Origin of the sequence: Devosia sp. Leaf420 (assembly GCF_001425445.1) — a bacterium.
Taxonomy (GTDB): domain Bacteria; phylum Pseudomonadota; class Alphaproteobacteria; order Rhizobiales; family Devosiaceae; genus Devosia.
Genome location: NZ_LMQU01000010.1, coordinates 621,820 through 644,457 on the forward strand (window position 1 = coordinate 621,820; position 22,638 = coordinate 644,457).

26 protein-coding genes are annotated in these 22,638 nt (G+C 61.2%); 13 read left to right on the forward strand and 13 right to left on the reverse strand.

Going from position 1 to position 22,638, the window contains the following annotated elements; genetic code table 11:
- Positions 1-30 precede the first annotated feature (30 nt).
- Together ASG47_RS10425 and ASG47_RS10430 are read left to right on the forward strand one after the other, a co-directional pair.
- The gene (locus ASG47_RS10425) at positions 31-960 is read left to right on the forward strand and encodes a LysR family transcriptional regulator (protein ID WP_061908651.1); all 930 of its coding nucleotides are present in this window, start codon (positions 31-33) and stop codon (positions 958-960) included.
- 22 nt (positions 961-982) lie between these two features.
- Positions 983-2,596, forward strand: a complete 1,614-nt coding sequence (locus ASG47_RS10430) for a GMC family oxidoreductase (protein WP_061908652.1) — start codon at positions 983-985, stop codon at positions 2,594-2,596.
- On the opposite strand, the gene ASG47_RS10435 is transcribed toward ASG47_RS10430, so the two are convergent.
- Positions 2,593-3,327 (reverse strand): LytTR family DNA-binding domain-containing protein, encoded by a 735-nt coding sequence (locus tag ASG47_RS10435; RefSeq protein WP_162243244.1) that lies wholly within the window; start codon positions 3,325-3,327, stop codon positions 2,593-2,595. The genes ASG47_RS10430 and ASG47_RS10435 overlap by 4 nt on opposite strands.
- A gap of 137 nt (positions 3,328-3,464) precedes the next feature.
- Between ASG47_RS10435 and ASG47_RS10440 the strand changes: the two genes are divergently transcribed.
- Complete coding sequence (locus tag ASG47_RS10440) at positions 3,465-3,959, forward strand: DUF2306 domain-containing protein (RefSeq protein WP_061908654.1); 495 nt, start codon at positions 3,465-3,467, stop codon at positions 3,957-3,959.
- On the opposite strand, the gene mbfA is transcribed toward ASG47_RS10440, so the two are convergent.
- Positions 3,956-4,939, reverse strand: a complete 984-nt coding sequence (gene mbfA / locus ASG47_RS10445; RefSeq protein ID WP_413813458.1) for an iron exporter MbfA — start codon at positions 4,937-4,939, stop codon at positions 3,956-3,958. The two genes, ASG47_RS10440 and mbfA, sit on opposite strands and share 4 nt — an antisense overlap.
- A 143-nt stretch (positions 4,940-5,082) precedes the next feature.
- Between mbfA and ASG47_RS10450 the strand changes: the two genes are divergently transcribed.
- On the forward strand, positions 5,083-5,310 hold the full coding sequence (locus ASG47_RS10450) for a hypothetical protein (protein ID WP_156464055.1): 228 nt from the start codon (positions 5,083-5,085) through the stop codon (positions 5,308-5,310).
- A 183-nt stretch (positions 5,311-5,493) separates the two neighbouring features.
- On the opposite strand, the gene ASG47_RS10455 is transcribed toward ASG47_RS10450, so the two are convergent.
- Complete coding sequence (locus ASG47_RS10455) at positions 5,494-6,747, reverse strand: NAD(P)/FAD-dependent oxidoreductase (protein ID WP_061908657.1); 1,254 nt, start codon at positions 6,745-6,747, stop codon at positions 5,494-5,496.
- A 17-nt stretch (positions 6,748-6,764) separates the two neighbouring features.
- A complete protein-coding gene (locus ASG47_RS10460; protein WP_061908658.1) occupies positions 6,765-7,694 on the reverse strand; it encodes a LysR substrate-binding domain-containing protein in 930 nt (309 codons plus the stop codon).
- Positions 7,695-7,805: 111 nt separating this feature from the next.
- Between ASG47_RS10460 and ASG47_RS20645 the strand changes: the two genes are divergently transcribed.
- The 3 genes from ASG47_RS20645 (at position 7,806) to ASG47_RS10470 (ending at position 9,088) form a co-directional block, all read left to right on the forward strand.
- Positions 7,806-7,952, forward strand: coding sequence for a hypothetical protein (locus ASG47_RS20645; protein WP_156464056.1), 147 nt, complete (start codon positions 7,806-7,808; stop codon positions 7,950-7,952).
- Between the two features lie 55 nt (positions 7,953-8,007).
- The gene (locus ASG47_RS10465) at positions 8,008-8,508 is read left to right on the forward strand and encodes a hypothetical protein (RefSeq protein WP_061908659.1); all 501 of its coding nucleotides are present in this window, start codon (positions 8,008-8,010) and stop codon (positions 8,506-8,508) included.
- Positions 8,509-8,602: 94 nt separating this feature from the next.
- Complete coding sequence (locus tag ASG47_RS10470) at positions 8,603-9,088, forward strand: YidB family protein (RefSeq protein WP_061908660.1); 486 nt, start codon at positions 8,603-8,605, stop codon at positions 9,086-9,088.
- Positions 9,089-9,128: 40 nt separating this feature from the next.
- On the opposite strand, the gene ASG47_RS20650 is transcribed toward ASG47_RS10470, so the two are convergent.
- On the reverse strand, positions 9,129-10,043 hold the full coding sequence (locus ASG47_RS20650) for an extensin family protein (protein ID WP_061908661.1): 915 nt from the start codon (positions 10,041-10,043) through the stop codon (positions 9,129-9,131).
- Between the two features lie 114 nt (positions 10,044-10,157).
- On the opposite strand from ASG47_RS20650, the gene lepA reads away from it, so the two are divergent.
- From lepA to ASG47_RS10490, 3 genes are all read left to right on the forward strand, one after another.
- Complete coding sequence (gene lepA, locus ASG47_RS10480; RefSeq protein WP_061908921.1) at positions 10,158-11,963, forward strand: translation elongation factor 4; 1,806 nt, start codon at positions 10,158-10,160, stop codon at positions 11,961-11,963.
- A 280-nt stretch (positions 11,964-12,243) separates the two neighbouring features.
- Positions 12,244-12,573, forward strand: a complete 330-nt coding sequence (locus tag ASG47_RS10485; RefSeq protein ID WP_061908662.1) for a hypothetical protein — start codon at positions 12,244-12,246, stop codon at positions 12,571-12,573.
- Positions 12,574-12,581: 8 nt separating this feature from the next.
- Positions 12,582-13,295, forward strand: a complete 714-nt coding sequence (locus ASG47_RS10490) for a hypothetical protein (RefSeq protein WP_156464057.1) — start codon at positions 12,582-12,584, stop codon at positions 13,293-13,295.
- Between the two features lie 282 nt (positions 13,296-13,577).
- Here the strand turns inward: ASG47_RS10490 and ASG47_RS10500 are convergent, their stop codons facing one another.
- Entirely contained in the window at positions 13,578-14,495 is a 918-nt protein-coding gene (locus tag ASG47_RS10500) for a hypothetical protein (RefSeq protein WP_061908665.1), read from the reverse strand.
- Position 14,496: 1 nt separating this feature from the next.
- Positions 14,497-15,285 (reverse strand): HipA family kinase, encoded by a 789-nt coding sequence (locus tag ASG47_RS10505; RefSeq protein ID WP_061908666.1) that lies wholly within the window; start codon positions 15,283-15,285, stop codon positions 14,497-14,499.
- A gap of 314 nt (positions 15,286-15,599) precedes the next feature.
- On the opposite strand from ASG47_RS10505, the gene ASG47_RS10510 reads away from it, so the two are divergent.
- The gene (locus ASG47_RS10510) at positions 15,600-16,142 is read left to right on the forward strand and encodes a hypothetical protein (protein WP_061908667.1); all 543 of its coding nucleotides are present in this window, start codon (positions 15,600-15,602) and stop codon (positions 16,140-16,142) included.
- A gap of 304 nt (positions 16,143-16,446) precedes the next feature.
- On the opposite strand, the gene ASG47_RS10515 is transcribed toward ASG47_RS10510, so the two are convergent.
- From ASG47_RS10515 to ASG47_RS10530, 4 genes are all read right to left on the reverse strand, one after another.
- Positions 16,447-17,184, reverse strand: coding sequence for a L,D-transpeptidase (locus ASG47_RS10515; protein ID WP_061908668.1), 738 nt, complete (start codon positions 17,182-17,184; stop codon positions 16,447-16,449).
- A 56-nt stretch (positions 17,185-17,240) separates the two neighbouring features.
- Positions 17,241-17,585, reverse strand: coding sequence for a hypothetical protein (locus tag ASG47_RS10520; RefSeq protein WP_061908669.1), 345 nt, complete (start codon positions 17,583-17,585; stop codon positions 17,241-17,243).
- Between the two features lie 51 nt (positions 17,586-17,636).
- Positions 17,637-18,386 carry a M48 family metallopeptidase gene (locus ASG47_RS10525; RefSeq protein WP_061908670.1) on the reverse strand — a complete coding sequence of 250 codons (750 nt, stop codon included), beginning with the start codon at positions 18,384-18,386 and terminating at the stop codon, positions 17,637-17,639.
- A 148-nt stretch (positions 18,387-18,534) separates the two neighbouring features.
- A complete protein-coding gene (locus tag ASG47_RS10530) occupies positions 18,535-18,993 on the reverse strand; it encodes a DUF2852 domain-containing protein (protein WP_061908671.1) in 459 nt (152 codons plus the stop codon).
- A gap of 136 nt (positions 18,994-19,129) precedes the next feature.
- Between ASG47_RS10530 and ASG47_RS10535 the strand changes: the two genes are divergently transcribed.
- Positions 19,130-20,434, forward strand: coding sequence for an ActS/PrrB/RegB family redox-sensitive histidine kinase (locus ASG47_RS10535; RefSeq protein ID WP_061908672.1), 1,305 nt, complete (start codon positions 19,130-19,132; stop codon positions 20,432-20,434).
- Between the two features lie 56 nt (positions 20,435-20,490).
- Positions 20,491-21,042: an ActR/PrrA/RegA family redox response regulator transcription factor gene (locus ASG47_RS10540; RefSeq protein ID WP_062628964.1), complete on the forward strand. Its 552-nt coding sequence runs from the start codon at positions 20,491-20,493 to the stop codon at positions 21,040-21,042.
- 6 nt (positions 21,043-21,048) lie between these two features.
- Here the strand turns inward: ASG47_RS10540 and ASG47_RS10545 are convergent, their stop codons facing one another.
- A complete protein-coding gene (locus ASG47_RS10545; protein WP_061908673.1) occupies positions 21,049-21,396 on the reverse strand; it encodes a DUF1428 domain-containing protein in 348 nt (115 codons plus the stop codon).
- Positions 21,397-21,501: 105 nt separating this feature from the next.
- Complete coding sequence (locus ASG47_RS10550) at positions 21,502-22,638, reverse strand: MFS transporter (RefSeq protein WP_162243245.1); 1,137 nt, start codon at positions 22,636-22,638, stop codon at positions 21,502-21,504.

Sequence of the window (22,638 nt, forward strand, 5' to 3'; positions counted from 1 at the left end):
CTTATCGACCTATTCGCATAAGCCAATCCAATGGACCTCGATCAGCTTCGCACTTTTGACCGCATCGTTCGCGAGCAGAGTTTTACTAAGGCGGCGGCCTATCTCAATATTACCCAGGCGACAGCCTCGATGCGCATGCGGGCGCTGGAGCAGCTTTTGGGTGTTACGCTCTTCGTCCGCGGCCGCACCGTTACGCTCACCGATCAGGGCATGACTTTCCTGCCCTTTGCGCGCCGCATGATCGGCACGGCGCAGGAGGCGCGCGAAGCGCTGCGGCGGGTCGAGCGCGGGCGTATCACCATCGCCTCGCTCCGGAGCCTGGTGTCCCCGCTGATTACCGAGAGCCTCCTGCGTTTTCAGGAAAAGTACCCATCGGTCGACGTGGTTGTGAACGAGGGGCGTCAGGCGCAGATCGCCGAAATGCTACACGAGCGCCAGTCCGAACTTGGCATCCTCTGCTGGCCCAATCTCGAACCGCTTGCCGTCGATCTCGTACCACTTTTGACCATGCGCGAGCGCGTACCCCTGGTGGTCACTCCCGAAATTGCCGTCAAACTCCCGGCGCGGCCAACGCTGGCCAACATTCTCGATCACGTGCCGCGCGTCATTTCGCTCCGCTGGTGGCAGGTCGAGCCCGAAGGCGCCTCGGCCTTTACCCGCATGGCGCAGACCAGCGTCGAATTGCCGACGGGCCCGGCGCGGCGTCTCGCGATCAAGGGCGAAGGCACCGGCTTTTTCGTCCAGTCCGCCATTGCCGACGATCTCGCGGCCGGGCGGCTGGTCGAAATCCAGCCCGTCGATGCCGAGCCGCTCCATCGCGACACGGCCATGGTCGTCCGCTCGCTTGCCGCGCTCGATCGCCCGATGCTGGTCGACTTCATCCGCGAAATTGCGGGCGAATGCGCGCGGGTGGGCACAATCCTCGATAGCCGACTAGAAGACTTGCTGCCTGCGGCTTAGTCTCCACGCAAGAGGAGATATTATGCCCACATACGACTTCGTCATTGCCGGCGGCGGCTCTGCCGCGTCGGTCGCCGCCTGGCGGCTGGTCAAGGAATTCGGTTTTCGCGTGCTCATGCTCGAGCGCGGGAGGGCGCGGACCAATCGCATCATGGCCATGCCCGCCGGCTATATGAAATATTTGGGGCAAGACACCTTCCTTGAAATGCACAAGACCGTGCCGCAGCCTCAGCTTGGCGGCCGCGCCCCGATCGTGCCGGTGGCCAAGGTTTTAGGCGGCGGCTCGTCGGTCAATGCCATGGTTTATATGCGCGGCCAGAAGGAAGACTATGACGGCTGGGCCCAGAGCCTCGGCAATGACCCATCGTGGTCCTATGACGGCATATTGCCCCACTTTACCGGCCTCGAAGACAATGCCCGGCTACATGATCGCTTCCACGGCGCGGGTGGCCCGCTGCGGGTCTCAGATCCCGGTTACACGACGCAGACGACGCATGATTTCATCGCCGCCGCCGAGGCGCTGGGCCATAAGCCGAACCCCGATTTCAATGGCGCGACCCAGTTCGGCGTCGGCATCATGCAGCACACCTATGCGCAATGGGGGCGCTATAAGGAGCGCTCGGACGCCGTCAAAGCCTTCCTCGATCCACTCAAGGACGACGAGCGGCTGACGATCATTTCCGAAGCGCGGGTCGACAAGATCCTTGTCGAGAACGGTCGCGCGACCGGCGTCAGCTATACCAGGAACGGAGAAAGCCACACCGTCCGCGCCGAGCGCGAAGTGCTTGTCGGCGCCGGCACCTATAACAGCGCCAAGCTGATGATGCTATCGGGCATCGGCCCGGCCGATCATCTCCGCCAGCATGGCATTGCCGTCGTGGCCGATATCCCCGGCGTCGGCCAGAACCTTCAGGACCACCACGAAGTCCCCGTTATCGCCACCACCAAAGGCAAGTCGGGCTACTTCGGCCAGGACCGCGGCTGGAACATGATCCGCAACGGCCTCCAATATCTGCTAACCAATACAGGTCCCGTCACGACCACTGGCATCGAAGCCTGCATGTTCTTTGATCCCGATGGCGGCCCACGCCCGACCATCCAGCTTTATTGCGCCCCAATCGTCTATCTCGATCGCGACGTTTCGGCCTCCAAGCCCACCTATGGCGTCACCTTCACCTCCTGCCTTCTCCGCCCCAAGGCCCGCGGCAGCGTCACCCTGCGCTCGGCCAATCCAGCTGATCAGCCAGTGGTCGACTGCAACTTCTTCGGACATCCCGACGATCTTCGCCTCACCATCGCGGCGCTGCACGAAGCGCGAAAACTGCTGAAATCGTCACCCCTCGCGGAAAAGATCGACACCGAACTGCTGCCCGGCCCGGCGGTGATAGACGATCCAGAAGCGCTCGAAAAATATTGCGGGCAAACGGTCAAAACCAACTATCACCCCGTCGGCACGCTGCGCATGGGACGGGCGGATGATCCGACGGCGGTGGTCGATAGCGAGCTGCGCGTGCGCGGGATCGACGGCCTGCGGGTGATCGACTGCTCGATCATGCCGCAGATCGTCTCGGGCAATACCAATGCCCCCGCCATGGCCATCGGATCCAAGGCGGCGAGCCTGGTTGCGGGGCGCTAACCCAGCAACCCCGCCGCCTTCACCGCATCCACAAACGTCCGGCTCACCGGCACGACCGTGCCGTTCTCGAGCTCAAGCACTGGCTTGCCGCCCTGCCGAAATCCCCTGTGCACGGCGGCAAGCGCGACCCAATGCGAGCGATGCACCTGCAGCCCCGGCTCGGGCGCAGTCTCGCGGATGGCGTCGGACAACCGCATCAGCACCAGCGTCGTGCCCTTCTCCTTACTCACATCGACATAGTGGTCCGACACGGCAATATGCAGCAACCTTCCGCGCTGCGGTCGCGGCAAACGCTCGAGCAGAGCAGGTTCATCCGGCACAATCGCCGCCGCAACCTCCGCCCCCGCCGCCTTCGGCCGCATGCCGAGTAAGGCACTGAGCAATGTCACCGCCGCAGCAATGGCAGTGCAATAAACCAGCAATGTCAGAAGCCCGATCGGCGTGTCCGGCCCGAATGCCAAAAGATTGACCAGCGCCACCACTGCCGTGATCGGCGGCCCGGCCAGTGCGCCGCCGATCAGCGCAGCGACGGAGAGGGGAAACCACGTCTTGAGCCTGCGCTCGGCCAGCCCCGCCACCAAAGTGCCCATGGCCCCCGTGCCGATGATCACGGCGATCCAATAGAGCACCCTTGGCACAAGCGGCACGGCTTCATAGGTCCCGAACGGACCGACCAGCCCGGCAATAAGACCCATGAGCGCGAGCAGCATCCAGCTCCGACCGTCGCGCATGAGGGCCTGCATTTGGCGAAGCGTGGATTGCAATGCGGTGTCGTTCACGAAGCGGACATGCGGCTCAAGGATTGGCGTTTGCGCGAGTCAATCTAGCGGCACAAGGCTTGGCTTCATACCCCAGACGGACATTTGCCATGACCCTTGCCCCGCTGCTCTCCGCCGATTTCGCCATCCAGATCCATGCCTTCACCGCGAGCCTTGCCGTGCCCGTCGGCGGCTTCGTGCTCTGGCGCAAGAAGGGCACGGCGCTCCACAAGCTGCTCGGAAGGGTCTGGGTGGTCCTGATGTTCATCGCCGCCACCAGCGCACTCTTCATCCACGAAATCCGGCTGATCGGGCCATTCAGCCCGATCCATCTCTTTACGATTTTCACCTATGTCGCGCTCTTCAACGGCCTCCGCGCCATCATCGTGCACCACGATGTCGCGCGGCATCGCGGCAATATGCAGGGGCTCTATGTCGGCGCATTGCTTCTCGCCGGCGCCTTCACCCTGCTGCCTGGCCGGCGCATGAACGCGGTCCTCTTCGGGCCAGATGCCGGCTGGACCCCCTCGCTGCTCGCGATTGGCTCGATTCTGGCTGTCGCGGCTTTTCTCTGGCTGCGCTGGCGCCGTCCGGTAGCGGCCTAGGCCATGCCGATGAACACCCCGGCCCCGAACACCAGCGCGCCGCCGATGACGACCTGCAAGACCGCGCGCCAGAACGGGGTCTGCATATAGCGCTTCTGGATATAGGCGATGGCCCAGAGTTCGAGCACCACGACCGCCGCGGCAATACCGGTCGCCGTCCAGAAATCGTGGATCAGATAGGGCAGGGCGTGCCCGAGCCCGCCGACCGCTGTCATGATCCCGGCCGCAAAGCCGCGCTTGATGGGCGAACCGCGCCCGGTCAGCTTGCCATCGTCCGATGCGGCCTCGGTAAAGCCCATGGAAATGCCAGCGCCGATCGCGGCAGCGAGGCCAACGAGAAAGGTCTGGTGCGTGTCGCCCGTCGCAAAGGCTGCCGCAAAAACCGGCGCCAGCGTCGACACCGATCCATCCATCAGCCCCGCGAGGCCGGGCTGCACATAGGTCAGCAGAAACTGGCGATGCGCCTCGTCCTTCTCGGTATCGCGACCGTCCTCGCCAAGCAGTTTCTCATCGAGCTTGGTCGCTGTCGCCGCATGGCCGCGTTCGGCCCGCGCCAGATCGCCCAGAAGCTTGCGGATGCCGACGTCATTGGTCTGCTTGGCTGCTTCGAGATAGAAATGATAGGCGCTCTCCTCCATCTCCCAAACCTGCTGGCGCGCCTGTTCGAGCGTCAGGGTCTTGAGCAGCCAGACCGGCTTGCGGTTGAGGAATCCGCGGACATGCTCGCGCCGGATCGGCACGAGCCGCTTGCCGAACCGATCGACATAGATATCGAGCAACCGCCGACGATGGTCATCCTCTTCGGCCGACATGGCTTCCAAAAGGGATGCCGAGCCCGGATAGGTGTCGCCGAGCCGTACCGCCAGTTCGGAATAGATGCGCCCATCTTCTTCCTCGGCCGCAATGGCCAGCGACAGGATTTCGCGCTCGGAGAGGCTCATAAACGCACGTCGATTGTCCGGCCAAAGGGTGAACATGATCGTCTCAACATTAGAATTGTTCCAAACAATGATTAGAACGGTTCTAAAGTTTGGGCAAGCGGCAAACGCGCGGGATTAACCCTCTTTGCGACGCGCCGCCGCAGGCCGTTGCGGCCCCGCTCGTCCATGCCCATGTGATTGCCATGACCGACGATCAGGACATTCGCGAACACGCCAATCTCGAAACGCAACGCACGCGCTCCAACGTCTATGCCTTTCGCAAGGTGAAGTGGGGTGACCCGCGGCAAGCGTTCAAGGGATCGCGCGGCATGGCCCGGCTACCGGGAAAGCGCTCCGGCTTCCCGGGTTTTTGGACATTTCTGATCTTTGGCGCGCTCGCCGCCATGGCGATCGCGCTTTTGGTGCTGTGAGGCCGCTTGCCCCTCAGCCGAATTTCACTTCGTGCACAGAGACGAAACAACCACTGACCTCCACCTCCCCCTTGACGGGGGAGGCCGGGAGGGGGTGCGGGAGCCCGCATGCATGCGCTCCTCCAGCACGTCTACCGCTTAAGAACGAGGTCGGCGCAAAGCGCCGGGTGAGGGGCCTTGCCCCTACCCGTGCAAAAACCGCCCCATCCGGAACGGGTTCACATCTATCGCCGTCGCTTCGCCCGTCATCATCTGCGCCAACAGCTCTCCCGTCGCCGGCCCGAGCGTAAAGCCGTGATGCGCATGGCCGACCCCGACAAACAACCCCTCATGCTTCGGCGCTTTTGAAATGATCGGCATCATGTCCGGCGTACAGGGCCGCGCGCCCTTCCAGGGCTGCGGATCGACCCGATCGCCGAGCGGAAAGACTTCTTTGGCCGCCGCTTCCGCCTTGCCGATCTGCACCGGCGTCGGCAAGGCATCGCGCAGCGCAAATTCTGCCCCAGTCGTCAGCCGAATGCCCTGCGCCATCGGCGCCAGAACATAGCCCACCTCTGCATCGAGCAGCAGATGGTCGAGCTTCGCGCCGGGCTGCGGCTTATAATGCATATGGTAACCGCGCTTGACAAAGAGCGGCAGGCGATAGCCCAGGCGATCGAGCACTTCCGGCGCCCAGGGCCCCAGCGCCACCACGGCTTGTTTTGCCGAATACAGCGTCCCGCCGATCCGGGTCTGCCATGTGTCGCCCGATTGGGTCAGCCCATCGGCCTCTCCCGAAACAAACGTACCCCCCAGCTTCTGAAATAGCGCAAAATAGCTGGCGACCAGCGCGCCTGGGTCGCGCACCGTCCAGGGATCGGTCCAGTGAATGCCGCCCACCAGTCCGCCGATCAGGTCCGGCTCCAGCGCCTTCAATCCTGCCCAATCCACCACTTCATGGTGGATATTGAACTTTTCCCGGTCGCCCTCGGCCTTGGCCGCCTCGCGCTGCAGCTTTTCTGCCGTGCGGAACACCAGATACCAGCCGTCCTTGGAAATCAGCTTCTCCGCCTCCGGCCCAACTTCCTTGATCAGCGCCTCATGCGTTTCGATCGAACGGCCGATGAGCGGCGCATAACTCTCCACCACATGCCGATAATGCTCGGGCGAAGAGGCCCACCAATATTTGAGGAGCGGCGGCGCGATGCGCGGCAGGGCCAGCGGTTCGTAACGCGCGGCGGTCGAGAGGTGCAGCCCCACCTGCATCAGCGTTGTCAAATCGCGGGGAAACGGATGCGGGCGCACGCCCTCGCGCTGAATGATCCCGGCATTGCCATAAGACGTCTCGCGCCCCGGCTGGTTCTTGTCGACAAGGGTCACGCTGCGACCGCGCTTCAGGAGATGAATGCCGGTCGCGATGCCGACAATACCGGCTCCGAGGATCAACACGTCTTGCATTGCGGTCTCCTTTGCCCTCAGTGGGCCACTCGAACATGGCCTTGCTGCTGGGCCAGATAGCCGCCGACACTGGCCGGCACTTCCTCGTCCAGCCAATCGCGAAACAGTTTCAGTTTTTTCGATTCCCGTCGGCCTTTTGCCGTGGCGAGATAGTAGCCATGCACACCATCGACCGGTGCCACAAAGGGCCGCACCAGCCGCCCGTCGCATACCGGATCGGCGCTCATCATGTCCGCCGCCAGCAAAAGCCCCTGGCCCGAAATAGCGGCATCAAAGGCAAGCGACGCGTCGGAATAGACGGGCCCCGAAAGCTTCATATTGGGATCGCAGCCGGCATGTTTGAGCCACAAAGGCCAATCGAGCATGCTGGTGCGATCGGCGATCACGGGGATTTTTGTCAGGTCCGAAAGATCGGGATGGGCGCGCAAAAGCTCAGGCGCGCAGACCGGTTGATAGGCGCGCCCGCCGATCAACGTCGTCGTGACGCCCGGCCAGGTGCCGTCGCCAAAGCGAATGCCGCAATCAAGGTCTGGCCGCGTCAGGTCGAGCATGGCGCCGGTAACGGTCAGCCGCACTTCGAGCCCCGGGTGGCGTAGAGAGAATTTGTTGACCCGACAGATCAGCCAGCGCGAGGCAAAGACCGATCCCACGGTAACGTTGAGCACGCCCTCATGCGCGCCTGTCAGCGTCGCGAGGCCATCGCGCAACGAGGCAAAGCCGGCTGAAAGCTGCGGCAGGATTTCAATCAACTCCGGCACCGGCTTCAAACCCTGCGGCGTGCGGGCGAAAAGCTCCATCCCCAGCCGCTCCTCGGCTCGCCGCAAATGCTGGCTAACCGCCCCGACCGTCACCCCCAATTCTTCTGCTGCCGGAGCGAGTGCGCCGGCCCGCGCCACGATCTCGATGGCGCGCAGGGCATTGAGCGGGATGGGAAAGGGATTGCTCATATAGATTTTCTATACCCGCGCAAAAGCCTTGTCCATTGCTGCGAAGCGCTGCGGGGCGCAGTGTGGGAACACTTCAACCCGCCCCAAAAATCTATCGCGAGGAGACAGGCCATGATCCGCCTGATCGAACTTTTGCGCCTTGCCTTTGCCTGGCTCAATGCGCCCGTTGCCGCTGCAACCCTGGAACCCGATCTGACCCCCAGGGATTGGGCAGACCTGCCCCCGCATCACCCGAAGGCCGAGTGCACGCCGTGCTGAAGCCATAATCGGGCTCAAAATGCGGGAAAATTCTTCACGAGCTCGGAGTGCCATTTTGCCCCGCCTTTCCCTCGCCCTGTCCCTGCTCGCCGTCCTCGTTCCTGCTGCCTATGCGCAGGAGGCGGCGCCAGCCACTTCGCCCAAGATCACCGTCGATCCGCGCGCCATCGTCGACTCCATGCCCCAACAGGGCACGCTGCTCACCGGCCTTTATGCGACGCAGGCCACGATCGAGCTCTGCTCGGTCGAAGCCGGCGAGCCCGCGACCACGGCCATGAATGCCCATCGCCGCCAGCTTGAATCCGAAATGCGGATGGACGATGCCACCTCGGTCGCTGCCTATGCCGCCATCAAGGGCGATGTCGAAAAAGCTGGCGTCGATTGCGCTGAAGGCAGCAAGGACCGCCAGCAGACCGCCGAAGTGATCGCCATCTATTCCGGCGCCGGCGCTACCCCTGCCCAGCCGGCTTCGCCCATGGACCCGGCAGCGCCGGCGCCAAGCGCCGCGCCCGCCGACCCAGCGGCTCCGGCAACCCCCGCCACGCCTGCACAGTAATCTTGCAAACGGTGAGCGCCGGACGATGGCACTCGGAACTATCGGTTCCGCGCCATCGTTCGACGTCTCACATTCACCAGCAAGGACAACTGCAATGGCCAAATCATCCTCTCTCGTCGCATTGCTCGGTTTACTGGCGGTCGCTGGATTTCAGCATCGCGATAAGATCCAGGACGCCCTCAAGGGCGCGTCCAACAATACTGGCGGTGGTGGCAGCCAGGGCGGTCTCGGTGGCGTCCTCGGTGGCCTCGGCGATCTCATCAGCGGCAAACCAGGCAGCGGCAATGTCCTGACTGGCGGTTTGAACGATCTGCTCGACAGTTTTCGCGGCAATGGCCAAAAGGATACGGCTGACTCCTGGACGACTGTCGGCGTGCCGACCAAAGGCCTGACGCCGCCTGAAGTTGAAGCCGCCATCGGCCGCGACACGCTGACCGAACTCAGCCAGTCGACCGGTCTTTCCTACGAAGAACTGCTCAAACGCCTGTCCTCTAACATTCCCGATGCCGTCGATCGTCTGACCCCAGACGGACGTTTCCCCACGACCGACGAAGAAGCCCGCCGCAGCCTCCTCGGCTAACGCATTCAACCGTGAACGCCCGTCTCCTTAGAGGCGGGCGTCACTCGCAAATCTGCGCCGTGCACGTCTGCCCGTGGCATCCGAGATCGAGATGCAGGTGATCCTCATGATCGGCGTTCGCCTCGGGTCCCAGCACCGTCGTAAATATCCCGCAGGCCGCGCCATGTGATTGCCGCAGCAACCTGCCCTCGGGCGCAGTCGCTGGCAGCCAATTATCCTTCACCGAAACACTTTCGCCGTTTTCAAGCGTAAAGCCGACGAGATCGATCGCATTGGCAAAGCCGTGTTCCGAGGTAAAGCCCTCATCGCCGCCAACGCGGGCGCGACACATATAGGATGTGCCGGTGGTCAATTCCGCGATCGGGCTCTCCATCGCGGCCTTGGCATAGGCTTCGACCTGCGCCGTCCAATCCGCCAGCGCCCCCGCCATTTCGCAATTGGTCGTCACCGGGCTCGAAAGCGGAATAGTCCGCCCATTGGCATTGATCGCCTCGAGCAACAGCGGCGAGCGCTCTCCGCACATTCCCTCCGCAATCGGCGGCAGCATTTTTCCAACCACGCGCCCCGAAAGCAGCGCCGGACAGGCCGTCTGATAGACGCGATCATCCGCAGGCTTCGTCGGCGCGGCAGGTTCCTCATCCCTAGTCTCTACCGGCGCCGGTGGTTCAACCGCTTCCGGCGCCACATCCGGCACAGGCACCGGCTCTGCCTCTTCCCCCAACCCCTCCGGCCGCGGCCGCGGGATCGGCGGCGGCGCTTCATCCGCTGGCGTCTCCGCCTCGTCCTCATCCACCGGTACCGCCGCCGGCGCCTCCGCCTTCGGCGCCGGTTTCGGCGTAGTCCGCTGCGGCGAAAGCTCCCTGGCGAAATTCTGCAGCGGCGCGAGCCAATCCTGCGCGAGCGTGGGGCCGGTCAGGGCGGCGAGAAGGGCGAGAATGGAAAGGGTGTGACGCATGGGCAGACAAACGCGCCGCCCCGGCCAACGTTGCCGTTCGCCTTGCGGGAAACTGCCGTTTACCGAACGGAAACCATCTTTCTCCGCCCTCCGCCTTCTGCTATCAGCGCGGCCATGACCACGCCGATCAAGAATATCCGCAATTTTTCCATCGTCGCCCATATCGACCATGGCAAATCCACGCTCGCCGACCGCCTCATCCAGATGACGGGCGGGCTCGATCTGCGCGAGATGAAGGAACAGGTCCTCGACTCGATGGATATCGAGCGCGAGCGCGGCATCACCATCAAGGCGCAGACCGTGCGCCTCAATTATAAGGCGCAGGACGGCGAGAACTACGTTCTCAACCTCATCGACACGCCCGGCCACGTCGACTTCGCCTATGAAGTCTCCCGCTCCATGGCCGCCGTCGAAGGCTCGCTCTTGGTCGTCGATGCCTCCCAGGGCGTCGAGGCGCAGACCCTCGCCAATGTTTACCATGCGCTCGACGCCAATCACGAGATCGTCCCGGTCCTCAACAAGGTCGATCTCCCCGCCGCCGATATCCCGCGCGTCAAGACGCAGATCGAGGATGTCATCGGCATCGACGCGTCCGATGCGCTCGAAATTTCCGCCAAGACCGGTGTCGGCATCGACACCGTGCTCGAAGCCATCGTCACGCGCCTGCCCGCGCCCAAGGGCGATATCGATGCGCCGCTCAAGGCGCTGCTGGTCGACTCTTGGTACGATACCTATCTCGGCGTCGTCGTTCTCGTCCGCATCATGGATGGGGTGATGAAGAAGGGCCAACGCATCCGCATGATGGCCTCGGGCGCCGTCTATGAGCTCGATCGCGTCGCCGTGCAGACCCCCAAGCTCGTCGAGGTCAAGGAGCTGACCCCCGGCGAATTGGGCGTGTTCACCGCCTCGATCAAGGAAGTTGCCGATACCAATGTCGGCGATACCATCACCGACGATCGCAAACCCACCGCCGAGGCGCTGCCCGACTTCCGTCCGGCCCAGCCGGTCGTGTTCTGCGGTCTCTTCCCCGTCGATGCGTCGGACTTTGACGAACTGCGCGCCGCCATGGGCAAGCTGCGTCTGAATGATGCCAGCTTCTCCTTCGAAATGGAAACCAGCGCTGCATTGGGCTTCGGCTTCCGCTGCGGATTTTTGGGCCTCTTGCACCTCGAAATCATCCAGGAGCGACTCTCCCGCGAGTTCGATCTCGATCTCATCGCCACCGCCCCTTCGGTGGTCTACGAGGTCCAGATGACCAATGGCGAAGAGATCATGCTGCACAATCCGGCCGATTTGCCGGATGTGATGAAGATCGAGGAAATCCGCGAGCCCTGGATCAAGGCGACGATCCTCACGCCCGACGAATATCTCGGCGCGATCCTAAAACTCTGCCAGGACCGCCGCGGCATCCAGAACAATTTGTCCTATGTCGGCAATCGCGCCATGGTCGAATACGACCTGCCGCTCAATGAAGTGGTCTTCGATTTCTACGATCGCCTCAAGTCGATCTCGAAAGGCTATGCGAGCTTCGATTATCACCTCGATACCCATCGCGAGGGCGATCTCGTAAAACTCTCCATTCTCGTCAATGCCGAGCCGGTCGATGCCCTCTCGATGCTGGTGCATAGGTCAGTCGCCGAATCCCGCGGCCGCCTGATGTGCGAAAAGCTCAAGGAGCTTATTCCGCCCCATCTGTTCGTGATCCCGATCCAGGCCGCCATCGGCGGCAAGATCATCGCCCGCGAAACCGTCCGCGCCATGCGCAAGGATGTTACCGCGAAGTGCTACGGTGGCGACGCCACGCGTAAACGAAAGCTCTTGGACAAGCAGAAAAAGGGCAAGGCCAAGATGCGTCAGTATGGGAACGTCAACATTCCGCAAGAAGCGTTCATCAAGGCGCTGAAGATGGGCGACGAATAGCCCCCACCCAACCTCCCCCCAAAAGGGGAGGAGCGCCTCGGCGCACAATGCGATACCGGCGCCACCCCCCGGCCCGATCCCTCCCCCTCCCAGGGGGAGGCTAGGTGGGGGTTTTCTCAGTTCCAGCCAAGCCGGCCGCCGTCACCCCGGCGCATGCCGGGGCCCATCCCGCGATGGATCCATGGCCATCGGCTTTTTCCTCAATAAAAATTCCAAAAAGCCCCATTGCCAATAAGCAGCGCTGAAATACTCTCAAAGCGTATTCGAGGGAATTACAAACATGCCTTTGCGCAATGCTAGTGCCGGCCTCGCGTTTGTCTTGACTGTCCTCAGCATCGGCCATGTCATGGCCGCTCCGTCCGCTCAATGCGTACCCAACGCAGACAAGTCGCAACTTCAGCTGATCGTCTCCAATTCTGCCGACCAGAATTATGCCTGCATCGACAGCTGCCAATACAAAGTCACCGGCCAGCGCCCGCTGCAGACCCTAGGCTGCCAATTTGCACTCAATGGCGGCACCGCGGAGAACGTCGCCTGCGACGTCAAAGGCGACGGACCCGACTATTTTGGCGAACTCCGCCCCACCAAATACACCTGCCAGCCGCGATAGGATTGAAAATGCATCGACTGTTAGTCGCGCTTATTTTCCTCGCCTTCTCCTCTGCCGCCTTCGGTCAGGAGATCGGCGACCATACGCACATGTCCTATGACCCCGCGCATGGTACGCAGGTCGAATATCTTGCCGCCAACGGCAACAGCTACCTCTGGTATCCCGGCAATCGCTCGATCCTGCCCGGCCGCTGGAAGCGCGAAGGCGACCAAATGTGGTTTGCTTATGGCGCCAATACTTATAACCCCGCCACCGGTCAAAGCGGCGGCGGTTTTGAATGCGTACCCTTCCGGATCTATTGGGGCAGCGTCGAGCGACGCATGCCGGGCGACATTTTAGGACTTTCGAGCCGCACCGACGTGCCGTTCCGCCTAGAAAAGCGCCGCACGACGCTCGAAAAGCTACTGGCGCGCGTCTCTCCCGGCGCCGTAGCGCCGCCACTCGAAGTCGGCACCCGCATAGGCAATCAAGAGATCGTCCTCTCTTGCGCCAACATTCTCGCCAATGCCGAAAATGGTAAGGCCGGCGCCCAATTGGCCATATCGACCTACTTCCATGGTGTCTTCATGGGCAAACCCTGCGTCGATGTCGATTACGACAAAGCCTATGCCCTCGCCCAGAAAGCCGGCATCAGCTTCGAACCCTGGGCCAGAGTACTGCGCGAACGGGCCGCCGCAGGCCATCCCCGCGCCGTCGCCGCCGTGGCGCGACTAGGGCTGTAATGGCCTGGGGGCTGTTGAACTTGTGCCGCTCAATTCTTACCAAAATCCCGGCGTCTTTCCCGCAAAAGCGGGATCTCTATTGCCAGACCCTGGATTCCCGCTTTCGCGGGAATGACGCCGCGGATGGGAAGGCCAAGGCAAGCGACAGTCCAGAGCGCATAGGCCCTGATAAGAAGATCAACGCCTGCACCCAGCCTCACCCCTCCACACCCACCGCCCGGTCCCTCCCCTATCAGGGGGAGGCCAGGAAGGGGATGCAGTAGTCACCGACTAAGCGGCTTTCTAGGCGGCTTCCTTATGTAAAATATGTCTGCCGATTTCATCCACAGAGGTCAAAGCCCGTAGGCGGATCTCCTCCTGATCCGCTTGAGCTTCTAGCGCAGAAAGCGCATCTTTGAGACGATCTACTTGCTTAAAGCTTAGTTGCGGATCGTTCATCGATTGATGTTGGACGATCATCTCATGATCACGCATTGCTATTGCCGACGGCTCTTTATCACGATCAACTTTAAGCTCCCAAAGACGCGTCTTGATGCGACCGACGGAAGCATTGAAATTACTACTGGCGAGGGTCCCAAAATTAGCCACTAGCTTGGATCCAGCAAAGTCAATGACCACCGCATGGGCGTTCCGTCGCCTTTGCGTACCGCTTCTTATCTCATTGCTAAAGAACCGATCCAGCCCCTGACGATGCTGTCGCACGTATTCGAAAACAAGTGACGGAAGGCGATCTCCGCCCTCTCTTGCTGCTATCGCCTCTTCCAAGACTGCTGGTAAGTCCTCAGTGACCGATTGGGTCAGGTTTCGGTCATATAATGAGGAAAGCGCAGACATCCAAGAAGCAGCTATTTGTTCAAGCGAGATCCCTTGAGCCTCATTGATGTCTCCCAACAAAACGCCGGATATGCCGGGGCGAAATTCGGACAAAGCCGACTTTGATCGTTGGGACAAATCAGCTTCAATTATATTGAGCGCCGTCTCCGCAATGGCGATTGCCATTTGTGATGCATTTGAAAATATGCATTCGAGCCGTTGGAGTTGGTTGGCGCGCTCCAGATGAACGCCGGAGTCACTGGCAACTGCAATGCCAATCACAAATTGCTCGGGCGAACCCATTATCGGTCGAAACAGTACCGGCGCCCAAATTGCCTTTTGAAGGTGAGCGAAATCACGGAAAATAGGGACATCTAGCGAGATCATTTCACGCTATCCTAAAATCATTGAGTGCATCGCCAGCGGCGCGCGCCACATGTGGAATCCTGTCGTTCAGAAACAGAACTAGCGCCTCGAAGTCCATTGGGCCTATCAAATCCGCGATTCTGTTGTCTGTGCCCGCCTGTCTCACGTCAAGTGTGCGGAGTCTATCCGGCAAAACCGATGCCTCATTGGCAAGCTTGGCTCGCGCGTCAGAAGACAAAAACTGCGTCACCCATTCGCTCAGTCTGTGTCGATATAGCTTGTCCGCTACCAAGTCGCTTTCGGTCCAAGCGGGCCCCGTGAAACAGCGACCGTGGTCAATTATCCACGCCCCAGTTCCTGCGGAAAACAGCACGTTACCAATATGCCGGTCAACATTCGCAACCCAGGCGTCAAAGCCGTATAGATCGCCCAGCCAAGACTCTTTTGATAGGAAATCAACGATCGGCCTAAGTAATTTTAAAGTTTCACTATTTTCTGGCCTTTTGACGATTGAGGCAACGGACGGGCTACCGACGTGTACACTTGCAAACATTAGGCCACGGCCGTCTTGCATTACAGTCTTTTTTGCACAAGGGTTGCCTGGCTCAGTGTACCTGATGAAAGAGGGAGGTACCGGGAGCCCCAGTGCTGACGCAAGGCTAGCTGCTAGTATCTCGTTCGCTAACTCCTTCGCGGGAAGGTCCTTTAGAATCGCAGTCTTAAGCTCGTGATCATGCGTAAGAATTTGGCCTTGATATGTGTCCGTAACGTTCGCGATGCCTGAATCTTTGAACGGTGAGGCTCCAGACATTACTTGCGCGAAATCAATAAGCCCTGCACTTCTCGGTTGCTTCCCCTGATCATGGCCCACTCCAACTATCCCCAATCGGCACGTTCAAATGTAAATTATGCTGTCTCGTAGAAGCACGTTTTCGCTACCCTATTTTACATTGTGAGACTTAGTCCATCGTCATATTCAGATATAATAACCTCAGCAAATTATCTCGGTCGCACCCCCGGTTGCACGATGGATGCTGCAATACGTTGTCCAAAAACTAATCCCCGCCCCTCCAGCCCGCCTTACCCTCTCTTGTCCGGCACATCGCCGAAAGACAGGAGACACCGATGCCCGTCGCATCGTTCAACCAGACAATCAGCCACGCCCTCGCCATGCGCCATGAGGCGCTCTGGCTGCGTTTTCATGCCCTCCACAAGGACATCTGCGCCATTGCCGCCAAAAAACCCGACGCGCTTGTGGGCGAAAGCGAGCGGATCGTCGCCGAAGGGCTGATCCACGATATGCGGCCCTTTCTCTCAAAACCCATCAAGCCGCTGCCGGCTGCGGCGCTGCATTTTGCCGGGCTTGCCGTGCAGCTCGGGCAGTTCATGGCGCGGTTGGAGGATTTTGAAAATCGCCATGCCCATTGGGATGGCAAGCGCTTTTGCCGGGTGTGGCGCATCACGGGAGAGGGTGTGGGCGTGCCCGTCGGGCGTTTGCGCCAGGAGGTCAAACCCTATGAACTCCAGACCCATGACGGCAAGAATATGCGCGAGCTGCTGGCCAAGCGCCTCGAACAGCGCAATCGCCACATTTTCGAGATGGGGTTTAAGGCGGGGCTAGCCGCACGCATCGGACCGCCGCCGTCCCCGGCCAACCCTGACGCATAAAACTTATCCCCGCTTTGGCAGGCGCAGCTATAGTTTAGCCATCACCTCGCGCGGGCAGACTGCATGCGAACTGAGCGGGGTGAGCCGGTCGCGGTCCCTTCGCATGGATCGCGGGTTCGGGCATCGGCCGCCTCGCGACGAGCGATCAAAGAGGCGCTGTGGATGCTGTCCTAAAACGCCGGTTTCCCGCGGTGGCTTTTGCCCCGTATTGACTACCCTGAGGGGGCAAATGCCACCGCGGGACTGCCTGACTTCCAAAAAACACCCGCGTGGCCGAAACTGGCCCCGCGGGCGCTTTGGCACGTCAAACGGCTGCCGTCGGCGGTAGCGCGAGCCCCGCTGCCGGATCGGCGAGCACGACGATCGGCGCGCCGGGGCGAACGCGTTCGTAAAGATCGATGATGTCTTGGTAGAGCAGCCGCACGCAGCCAGACGACACCGCCTTGCCGATCGAATGCACATCCATATTGCCATGCACGCGATAGAGCGTGTCGGTATTGCCCTGATGAATATAGAGCGCACGCGGCCCCAGCGCATTATCGAGCCCCGGCGGCTGGCCATGGCGATATTTTTCGATTTCCGGCTGGCGCTCGATCATTTCGCTCGGCGGCGTCCAGGTCGGCCACTTGCGCTTATAGGCAATATGCGCGCGCCCGTTCCACTCGAACCCCGCCCGGCCGATACCGACGCCATAGCGCATGGCCCGGCCATTGGGCTCGGTCCAATAGAGGAACCGATTGGCGGTATCGACCACCACCGTCCCCTCGGCCTCCCCGGTCGTATTCTCCACCTCCTGCCGCCAATAGACCGGATCGAGCAGATGGATCGGCGCTGCAGGAATGGGAAAATTCTCATCGGGCAGCGGGCCATACATCGCTAGCACCTCGGGCGGCACCACCCGCATCGGCGGCTCGGCCGTCGCCACGGTCGGACGCGACGAACCGGTTGTCGAACAGCCGGCAAGCGCCAGCGCGGCAAGGCTGGCGAACCCGGCCAGCACGGTGCGGCGCGACGGCATCGCGCTCAAAGAAAGTTCAGTCATAATAATCCTCGGCCTCACGCGGAGGCGCTAAAACAGAGCGGAAAGAGCGTCGTGTTTCAGGCGAGGATCTTTATCGGCGGGCGGAGGAAAATGCTGCCTTCCCAAGTGGTCAGTACCTTGGCGAGGAAAAGCGCGGTTTCCTCTTGTTCCGCCACGGCGGGTAACACTGGGGCGGCTGGCGCGATGGCTAGATGCGAGCCGCAAGGCATGATGATGCCCTGGCCAAGATCGATCTCGCCGCGCTGCACCTGCACCGTCACCCGGATCGGCTGGTTTGCCGCATCGACATGGTTGAGCACCACGATCGGGGTCGCCACATAGCGATGCGCATGACCCGTCGTCATTCCCGCCGTAGCGGAAAAGGCGAGAAGAATTGCGATGAGAAGGGCAAGACGCTGCATATCAATCCGGTGCTGCCGCCCAATTGCGGCAGGATGGGGGCAGAGGTGGCTCTAGCTTGCCGATCCCGGCGGTTGCCAAGCCATCAATTCGCGACCGTGTGCTTTTAGCCACGCTCGCCCCCGCTCCATATCCGGCAAGGTGCGCTTCACGGTCGACCAGAAAGCATCGGAATGGTTCATCTCGACGAGATGGGCGACTTCGTGGGCCGCGACATAATCCAGCACGAAGGGCGGTGCGAGGATCAGGCGCCAGTTGTAATTGATCGAGCCGGTCGAAGAACAGGATCCCCAGCGGCTCGATTGGCTGCGCAGTTTAATATCCTTGACCGTGACGCCGAGGCGGGCGGCATGAAAGGCGCTGCGCTCGGTCAAATCGGCCAGGGCCTCGCCCTTCAGCCAGTCAAACAGCCGCCGCGGCTGATGCTCGACAAGACCTGGCACCCGCAGCTCCGGCAGATCGAGCAACTCCACCCGCTCGACCCGACCGCGCGATTGGCCGGTGCCGACGACAAGATGCGGCACACCGCGCACCGGCACTTCGGCGCCGGCTTCAAGTGTCTGCCGCTTGGCGGCGCGAGGAAGCCGCGCAGCAAGCCAGTTGCGGTGCTTAAGAAGAAAGGCTTCGGCATCGGCCCAGCGCGCGCGTTCGGGAATAGTAAGAAGTGGCCCAGTCGCCGGCAGCGACAAGCGAAAACTCGCGGCGCGCTTGCTGAGTTTGACTGCAACCTCGACCGAGCGTCCGTCGAGATCGACGGTGACGCTTTTGGGCGGTTTAGTAGCTTGGCGCAGGAATGAAAACATGGGGCCGCAGAATCAATTCGGGTCAGCTTAGTGCGGTTTGTTGGCAAAGTTGATCAAACTTATCCCCGTCCCCTTTCATCCGAACAAAAATGGCGCCCTTGCGGGCGCCAGTTCACTTGGAGGTTTTAGGAAGGAAATGGGATCGGCTTTAGCCGTTATTGTTGTCCCAGCTATTGGCCGGCGGGGTGTTGTCGCCATAGCCCTGGCGATTGCCGCGGTGCTCGCTCATGAAGCGGTCAAACTCTTCACGATCCTTGGCCTTGCGCAGGTTCGCCATATAGTCTTGGAACGCATCGACTTCGGCATCGAGGCGAGCGCGTTCTTCGTCGAGACGACGAAGCTGGTCGGCGCGGTAGTCGTCGAAGGCGGCATTGCCCGAGGTCGAATAGTCACGGCCAAAGCCGGAAAAATGCTTCTTGTTCGAGCGCATAAAGCCGCATCCCTTGTTCCAGTAAGTTTGTGCCTTTTCGGCGGAGCCGCCGAACTTTTCACCCCAGAGGATGTAGCCCAACACCGCCAAGCCCAAGGGCCAGAAGATGATGAAGCCCATAACCATAAGGGCGATGGTCAGTGGCGACCATTGCGGTTTGATGATTGCTGTGTTCATGTCGTTTCAGTCTCCCAGTCACGATGCGCATAACGTAGCCCTCCCTGGGTCAGGATCAAGAATGTGCCTATGGGATTTCTAGGCTTGAAATGACGTTTTTCTCTTCCTATGCGGCGCATAGTCGTTCCGGTTCAGCATGAGCCCATTTGCCGTTTCGCCCAGCGAAGACATCTCCCATTGGCGCCCATTGCGCCTGCAGACTCTCGTGCTTTTGCGCTGGTTGGCAGTCGCCGGTCAGACCATCGGCGTCTTATTCGTGCAAATGGGGCTCGGCTTTCCGCTGCCGCTTTGGCAGTGCCTCTTGCTGATCGCACTCTCGGCAGCGCTCAATGTCGGGCTCTATTTTCGCTATGGCGCCAAGGGCGAACTCTCGCCGACTTTTGCCGCGATCCAGCTTGCTTTCGACCTTTGCCAGTTGGGTGGCCTCTTGGCGCTGACCGGCGGCCTTCTCAATCCGTTTTCGCTGCTGCTGCTCGCGCCGGTTTCGGTGTCGGCGACGACGCTACCGCCGCGCGAGACGCTGTTTATCTCCGTCCTTGCGGCCATGGTCGCCTCGCTCATCGCCATTATGCACATGCCGCTTCCGTGGTTGCCGGGCGAAGTGCTGGAGTTCAACCGCATCTATGTGATCGGCATCTGGGTCTCGATTGTCTGCGGCATTGCCTTCATTGCCGCCTATACGATCCGCGTGGCGCATGAATCGCGTCTAATCGCCGATGCTCTGGCCGCGACGGAACTGGCGCTGTCGCATCGCGAGCAGTTGACCGCACTTGATGGGCTCGCTGCAGCCGCAGCGCACGAATTGGGCACGCCGCTCTCCACCATCGCCCTGGCGGCAAAGGAAATGCGCGCCGAAGCCGAGGAGGGCAGCGCACTGGCCGAAGACGTGGAGCTCATTATTTCGCAAGCGGCGCGATGCCGCGCCATTCTCTCAAAACTGCGCAATCTTGGCAGTGATCCGGCAGACCCCTTCGCCGAAGCGCCGCTGATGGATATTCTGGCTGAAGTCTCGCGGCCGCATGAGGGGCGCGGCAAGGCCATCCTCTTTTATTCCGAGCGCGCCGTGGGCGAGCCGCCAGTGTTTCCGCGCTCGGTGGGCCTGCTCTATGGCCTTGGCAATCTCATCGAGAATGCCAGCGATTTTGCCAAGGAGACGGTGCGCATCGATACGGCCTGGGACCAATCGAGCATCAGCGTCACCATCACCGACGATGGCCCCGGCTTTGCGCCCGAATTGATCGCCCGGCTCGGTGAGCCGTACCTGACCAGCCGACCGCGCGATCCACATGGTTCGGACTCTCATCAACCCGGCGGACTTGGCCTCGGTATCTTTATCGCCAAGACCCTCCTCGAGCGCACCGGGGCGCGGCTGAGCTTTGCCAACGAAAAGGCAAGTGGCCATGCGCGCGTCCATGTAACATGGCCGCGTCAAACCGCCTGATCCGATCCAAGCCTTGGGTTTTGACGTTAGTCTAGCAAACCCTTATGGAAATGGTCATGAACACGCTCGAAGACATGTTGGCCGCCGATCCAAGCCTGTTGCTCGTCGATGACGACACGGCCTTTCTTTCCCGCCTCGAACGCGCCATGGACCGGCGCGGCTTTTCCGTGCGCATTGCCAGCACGGTCGCCGATGGCATCGCCGCGGTGAACGAACAGCCGCCTGCCTTTGCGGTGGTGGACTTGCGGCTCGAGGACGGCAACGGGCTCGACGTGGTTTCGGCGCTGCATCAGAAGCGGCCCGATGCGCGCGCCGTGGTCTTGACCGGCTATGGCAATATCGCGACGGCCGTCACGGCTGTGAAACTCGGGGCGATGGATTATCTTTCAAAACCCGCCGACGCCGACGATGTCATCAATGCGCTTCTGGCAACCGGCGAAGACAAGCCCGAGCCGCCGGAAAATCCGATGTCGGCCGACCGGGTGCGCTGGGAACATATTCAGCGCGTTTATGAGCTTTGCGATCGCAACGTCTCTGAAACAGCGCGACGGCTCAATATGCATCGGCGCACGCTGCAGCGAATTCTCGCCAAGCGCGCGCCGCGCTAATTCGGCCTAGACGTCGAGCAGGTTGGTAAAACCGGCAAAGATCATGCGCTTGCCGTCGAACGGCATTTCCATGGCGCCCATTTCCGGGTCGCTCATCATCTTCTGCTGAACGGCGTCTCGCGTTGCCTTGTCGGGATATTCGATCCAGGAGAATACGACCACTTCATCGTCCTTGGCGTGGACGGCGGTGTAAAAATCGTTGAGTTCACCCTTAGGCACGTCGTCGCCCCAGTTTTCGGTGACGCGGGTTGCGCCCCACTGCTTGAACAGCACGGCAGCGGCCTTGGCGTGAGCGATGTACTTTTCCTTATTGGCCTTGGGTACGGCTGCGACAAATCCATCGACATAGGTCATTCGGTCTCTTCTTTTGGATCCATATTCGACTGAGCGCCAGACGCTGAACCAGCGCCTGTCGCCATCGCGACGAACGAGACTACCACGGTTCGACACAGCGGATATTCAAACCGGTTTCAGCTGCAACCGTCCTGCCATGGTGAAGGTAAGGATGAGAAGCGGGATGAGCATGGCAAAGGCCAGGCGCACGCCCACGCCCTGTGCGACAGCCCCAATAAGAGCGGGGGCACCGAGATTGACGAGCTGGAAAATCAGCGTCGTCGCCGCGACGTTCTGCGACGCCGGACGATCCCCAAGGCGCGCTGCAGCCGAGAGCATGAGCGGATAGAGCACGCAAATGCCGATGCCGACGGCGAGGAAACCGAAGAGCGCGATATAGGCATTGGGCGCCAGCACCGTCAGCGCCATGCCCGCGATCGCAACGGAGGATAGCGTCCGCGCGACACCCACGGGGCCGAATCGATCGATGAACCGGTCGGCAACCAGACGCCCGGCAGCCATGGCGACAAGGAGAGATGGCAGCGCGAGGGATTCGACAAAGGCGGGCACGTCGAAACTATCGCGAAGATAGATGATCGACCAGGCGCGCGAGGCGCCTTCGGTGAGACCCGCGCCAAGGCCGAAAGCTACCAGCCCCAGCGTGGCCAAGGTCGGCAGAGCCAATCTCTTGGCCTTCTCGCCCGTATAGGCGCGGGGCGGCATCGGCACCATGGGCACGACGACAAAGAGCAGCAGCGCCAGGAGTAGTGGCACCATGCTCCAGAGGTGGATTTCGGGCGAAACGCCGAGACCACGCAGAGCCGCGCCGAGAAGCGAGGTGAACAAGAACCCGACGCTCCAGGCGCCGTGGCAGGTGTTCATCACGCGCTGGTCCATACCGGCCTCGACGCGATCGGCTTCGACATTCATCGCAATATTGCTCAGCGAAAAGCCGGTGCCGTTGATGGCGAGCAGGGTGAAAAGAGCGAAGGGGGTCAGCAACACCGTCGAGAGCGCCGCTGTGATGATGACGATCGGCAGGACGGCAAGGATGGTGCGGCGCGGTCCAAAGCGCTCGATGATGGCGCTCGAAAAGAGGAACATGGCGAGGCCACCAAGCGGCTGGCCCATGAGGACAAGCCCGAGTTGGCCCTCGGAAATATTCATCGCCTCCTGCAGATCTGGGATACGCGTGTGGATAGCGCCGGCAGCAAGGGCATGAGTGAAGAACAGCGCGACGATGCGCCAGCGGGTGGAGTTCAT